A 4,733-nucleotide genomic window follows, 5' to 3' on the forward strand; every position below is an offset into this window, starting at 1 on the left:
CCTCGGTTACTCTCCGCCACCGTTGCTGGAACGGTTGATCGACGACGCTCAGAAGATACACCAACAACGACCGATACTCCAAGAGAGGCTCGCTATCGCTACACAACCGAGGACTGGGGCCTAACTAAAGACCAATGATCCTTAAAGATGTCCATACCCCTTGCGTTCGAGTTCTGCTTCCAGTTCGACATGCATCGCTTCGACAGTCTCCTCGTCGAAATGCTGTCCCGTCACTGCGCCAGAGATCTCCGCGATTTCAGAGTGCCACTCACGCACTGCATCCGCAAGGGCTGCTAGAAGTTCTTCCTCAGTCTTGTCTACTCCATCAACTTCCTCGACGATCTGCCATCCCGGCTGAAAGTTTTCGATGACGTACCCTGTGTTCTCAAACTGAATTGCGAACCGCTCGCAGACTGCCCCAAACCCAGTTTCGAGACTGAGTAGTGGCATAACGTGGACGACACGATCGCGCTCTTCCAGTTCACGAAGATCCGCAACAGGAACAGCGGTTTCAGGGAGCACTGAATAAAGGGGTTCAGGAAGGGGAGGACCACTCTCACCGGTTTCCGGCGGATCGTACTGGTCATTGATCGGATCGCCTTTCTCTTTCACGATGTCTGGCCCTTTGTCACTCGGCTCGTCGCTGAGGACCTCTTTCAAAATAGCGTAGAACCGCCATTCATCACCGTAGTCATACAGATAGCATATGCGATCGTACTGTTCGAGCCCGAGTTGGCGGGTCATCTCGCCGATCGTCACGTCTCCAGCGTTCTCGATCCGCTCGGTACGCAACAGTGGGTCGCCATTGAGTGACTCCTCGTATTCCTGCGGACACTGGTATTTGACAGCACTGTCCCAGTAGTCCTCATCCTCTCCAACGAACCAGAGATGGCCCTGATCAAGTCCAACTGCGGGATTGATCGCCGACTGCAACTCGGTGATCGTTCTGTCTGCGCCGACGACGATATCTCGCCACAGCGAGGTAGGATCCGGATCGAATTTGATGCGAAAGCGGTAGGCAGTCATCTTTGGAACTCTGTTCCTATGTGGAAACTGGTGGGATCATCGATACGCTGTTCTAAGTCTGCAATTTCGTCACGGATCGTGTGCCAACTAGTAGTGGAAGACATATGACGTAGTTGCACAGTATCCGGACTAAACCTTGCTCACGGAGCCATCGGTACAGATACTATTGGGTAGTGGTTTATGAATAGGCATTCTAATGGATGGCCTCTGTCAACTACAGATATGGCTGAAACATATACACTCTGTGTTCAGATCGAGTCACACGAGTACTATGGCGAGTTCTATCTCGTAGGCGAGGGATATGGAACCCCAGCAGAGGTGCTGGACAACATCGCTGCCGATCATCTCTTGCGAATCTCGAGCGCGTCGCGTATCGAAGAATACCTGCTTGATGTGCTGAAGCAAGGAGAGAACGCAAGTGAGGGCGAGTATGACTCGACAGACGCTGACATCGAATGCTGGATTCACGTCGACGTCTCCTACCAGAGATACGCCTTTGGTGTAGGCGATAGAGTTGTCGAGTTTACCGGCGAACCGACCAAAAGCGAAATCGCCTCGACTGTCACGCAACTCCAGTCATAGTATTCTTAGGAAGATATTCGATTAGACTGGTTGGTTAGGCCATTTCATTAGACCATCCAGATGGTTTTTCTCATTTAGAATTATGGCGCCATAGAACCAAACCATTCAGATAGGATGATCGGTTAGGCCAACTTATTAGACTATCTATAAAACTTCATTTTTATGAGGGCGTGTTAGTCAGTTTCAGGTGCGTTCTGTTCTACATATGAGTGCTCAAAGAGGCAGCAGAAGCGATCAATGCCGGCATCTAAGTAAACAGGTGTATTTAGATAGGCTAATCGGTTAGGCCAACCAATAAACCTACCTAAGAGAACTAGCGAAAAACTATAATCAATCAGTTCATCCGATAATACATGCTTACTTATGCCACCTATTCGGAGGCTGGCGGTGTTGGAAAGACAACACTTGCTGCATCACTCGCTGACGAACACACCCGCGTCGGTCGCAACGTCCTGACAGTCGACCTTGATCCACAGTACGGATCGCTGACTCACTTACTCGGCGTCGCTGCTCCACGCGACGATGGCGACGCAGACAACTTGGCTCGCCATCTGATCGACCGGCCGAAAGGCGACTTCAGCGAACTCATCCTCGAGACTGATTTCGGATTCGACGTCGTTCCGAGCCACAATATGATGGAACGGCTCGGTGATCTCCTAACTCGAGCTGAGCAGATGGCCAACGATCTCGACGAGGACTTTGATCCAACCGACCAGCTGCGACGTGTCCTCCTCGAAGCTGGCGTCCCCAACGAGTACGACACAATCATCATCGACCCGCCAGCGACTGCGGGACCACACCTCTACAACGCAGTGAACGCGACGCGATCGCTAGTGATCCCGATCGAGCCGACGGGGAAAGGGATGCAAAGTATCTACGGCCTCGAAGAGCTCGTCGACGGCCTTGAAGGCACCATCTCGAATGGTGATGAACAGGTCGAGATCGGAGTCCTCGCGGGAGTCCCGAACGGCATCGGTCGAACAAGTGACCAACAGGAATATCTCGAAGAAATCCGTAACCGCGGCTATCCAGCACCGGTCGCGATTCGTACCCGGGAGTCGCTGTTCCAAGGCTGCTGGAAAGAGCAGTGTACTCCTCGCTACTACGTTGAGCACCACCGTGATCGGAAACGCGACCACGAGATGGAGACGCTCGAGAAGTTAGAGCAACTGGCTGAAGAAATCACGGTGGTCGGTGAACGATGAAGAAAGGTGCTGGCAGCGATCCGTTCAGCGACGGTATCGACGACACGGCTGACCAAAATGTTGAGGAAGACGTCGACGACGTTGTCGATGATGCCCTCGAAGAGGAACCCGAGGACGAAGCTCCCTCTGATGATATCGACGTCGAAGAAGTAGTCGAAGCTGCTAACGACGAAGTCGTGCCAGAGCTCCCTCAATCAGGCCGTGATGATGACGGTGTCCCTTGGGTCTATACGCGGAATAACGTCAAACAGGACCGAGATATGGTCCAGTTCTATCTTCGCAGCAGCGTCCAAGATGTCGAGGGAGAACTCGTTGACGCGGTAGAAAATGAACTAGGGACCAGCGTCTCAAAGACGGACGTTCGAGAGGCTGCGTATGTCGCTGCGATGCGGCGGCCAGAAATCGTTGCTGAGGAACTCGAACGCTGGGGCTTTGAAACCGAGTGAGACCTATACGGAACTTTCATTCGGGCACCGAACCCTTATAATCCCATTTGAGGTTATCACCCTTACGTCTGACAACATATTTGTACGGACCATGCAGCTCGCCACGCCGGCATTTGCAGTTGTCCTTGCCACAGCTTACCTTCTTGATCACTACGGTCCCTTCGCTCGATTCTTTGATCGTTTCGATCGACTCGTCCTCTCCGGCGTCGATGTCCTCGGTGGCGATGTCCCGTCGGTATGCGAGCAGTTCGTTGATCCAATCTTGGAGAGCCTGCAAACTCTCGTCGTCTTGCTTCGGGACACCCTCGGCGAGGTACTGCGGAAGTTGATCGGGAGCAGAGAGACGAGTTGGCATTGTCTTACCAAACAGTAGAGCCAACATCAGAATGAATGTTTGGTAAGACCGCGTTTTACCCCTCCGCTATTTCCGAAGCAATCGACACTTAGATTGCCTCAGAACGGGGTTATTGGAGAATCAGATTGCACCGGAGACTGTGGTTCCGTCTACAATACACACACCGCTGTTTCCGAAGCTATAGACAAAGGAACCTCAACCCCTCCACCACTTCCGAAGCTTCGAACAAGTTGTCGTGACTTCCTCCCCACCCTACTTGCTCACGGCTTGCGCCGTTCGCTCCTTGAGGGTGGGGCTTCCTGTTTCCACGACGCGCTTTGCAGGAACCGAATCGGTCCCTGTAGGGAGCGCAGTCTCCGCAGGCGTTGATTCGGGACAGCCCGTCCCTACTTGCTTCAATCCACGTACCAAGATGTTGTAGGCCGCGTTCCAGTCCCTGTCCGCTATGAAGCCACAGGAGGGACAAGAGTGTTCGCGGACCCACAGCGGCTTGTCGCTCGAGACACCGCACGCCGCACATTCTTTGGTCGTTCCGGCCGGATCGACAGCCACGAAGTGTGTGCCTTCTCGTTTGCACTTGTACTCGAGCATTCGAAGGAACGTTCCCCACGCAGCCCCGGCACGGTTGCGGCTGTTCGATGGGAGTTCCATCAACCCCTTGGCGTCAAGATCTTCGACGGCTACAAGATCGTACTCCCGGGCGTAGTGGTTCGAGAGTTTGTGCAAGAAGTCCCGTCGTTTCCGTTGCAGATCGGCGTGACGTTTGGCGACGACACGCTGTTGCTTGCGGTAGTTCGCCGATCCGTGCTCTTTGCGTGAGAGTTTCCGTTGCTCGCGTTCCAGCCGGTCGCGTTCGTCAGATATGTCTGGACGTTCGACGGCCGTGCCGTCGGTGTCGTGCGTGTACTTCAGGATACCCACGTCAATCCCGACACAGTCCTCGATTTTCTTGGGCTTCGGCGGCGAGTCGTCCTCGGTTTCGATCCCGAGCACAGCGAACCATTCGCCGGTCGGTTCCTGCTTGATACTCACGGACATAAATACGTAAAGACATCTGGAACTTTGATTCGGTTGAGTGCAGAGAGAGCAGCATCACGAAGATCGTCAAGCGTCTCGAAC

General features: G+C 53.5%; 5 protein-coding genes and 1 pseudogene. 3 read left to right on the forward strand and 3 right to left on the reverse strand.

What is annotated here, in order from left to right; genetic code table 11:
• Positions 1-141: 141 nt before the first annotated feature.
• Positions 142-1,026: an IS1096 element passenger TnpR family protein gene (locus BW940_RS20600; RefSeq protein ID WP_076611020.1), complete on the reverse strand. Its 885-nt coding sequence runs from the start codon at positions 1,024-1,026 to the stop codon at positions 142-144.
• 222 nt (positions 1,027-1,248) lie between these two features.
• On the opposite strand from BW940_RS20600, the gene BW940_RS20605 reads away from it, so the two are divergent.
• From BW940_RS20605 to BW940_RS20615, 3 genes are all read left to right on the forward strand, one after another.
• Complete coding sequence (locus BW940_RS20605; RefSeq protein ID WP_008164834.1) at positions 1,249-1,608, forward strand: hypothetical protein; 360 nt, start codon at positions 1,249-1,251, stop codon at positions 1,606-1,608.
• Between the two features lie 353 nt (positions 1,609-1,961).
• Entirely contained in the window at positions 1,962-2,813 is an 852-nt protein-coding gene (locus BW940_RS20610; protein ID WP_008164832.1) for a ParA family protein, read from the forward strand.
• Entirely contained in the window at positions 2,810-3,259 is a 450-nt protein-coding gene (locus BW940_RS20615; RefSeq protein WP_076611021.1) for a hypothetical protein, read from the forward strand. The genes BW940_RS20610 and BW940_RS20615 overlap by 4 nt, the downstream gene beginning before the upstream one ends.
• Positions 3,260-3,275: 16 nt before the next feature.
• Here BW940_RS20615 and BW940_RS20620 read toward each other — a convergent pair whose 3' ends face one another.
• Together BW940_RS20620 and BW940_RS20625 are read right to left on the reverse strand one after the other, a co-directional pair.
• Positions 3,276-3,614, reverse strand: a complete 339-nt coding sequence (locus BW940_RS20620; RefSeq protein ID WP_076611022.1) for a DUF6788 family protein — start codon at positions 3,612-3,614, stop codon at positions 3,276-3,278.
• 252 nt (positions 3,615-3,866) lie between these two features.
• Positions 3,867-4,646, reverse strand: a pseudogene (locus BW940_RS20625) (RNA-guided endonuclease InsQ/TnpB family protein); the annotation flags it as partial.
• Positions 4,647-4,733: the final 87 nt, after the last annotated feature.

Origin of the sequence: Natronorubrum thiooxidans, assembly GCF_900156475.1 — an archaeon.
GTDB lineage: Archaea > Halobacteriota > Halobacteria > Halobacteriales > Natrialbaceae > Natronorubrum > Natronorubrum thiooxidans.

Excerpts from the sequence above, each read along its gene's own strand:
- BW940_RS20600 (WP_076611020.1), bottom strand. The coding sequence starts at position 1,026 with ATGACTGCCTACCGCTTTCGCATCAAATTCGATCCGGATCCTACCTCG.
- BW940_RS20605 (WP_008164834.1), top strand. The coding sequence starts at position 1,249 with ATGGCTGAAACATATACACTCTGTGTTCAGATCGAGTCACACGAGTAC.
- BW940_RS20610 (WP_008164832.1), top strand. The coding sequence starts at position 1,962 with ATGCTTACTTATGCCACCTATTCGGAGGCTGGCGGTGTTGGAAAGACA.
- BW940_RS20615 (WP_076611021.1), top strand. The coding sequence starts at position 2,810 with ATGAAGAAAGGTGCTGGCAGCGATCCGTTCAGCGACGGTATCGACGAC.
- BW940_RS20620 (WP_076611022.1), bottom strand. The coding sequence starts at position 3,614 with ATGCCAACTCGTCTCTCTGCTCCCGATCAACTTCCGCAGTACCTCGCC.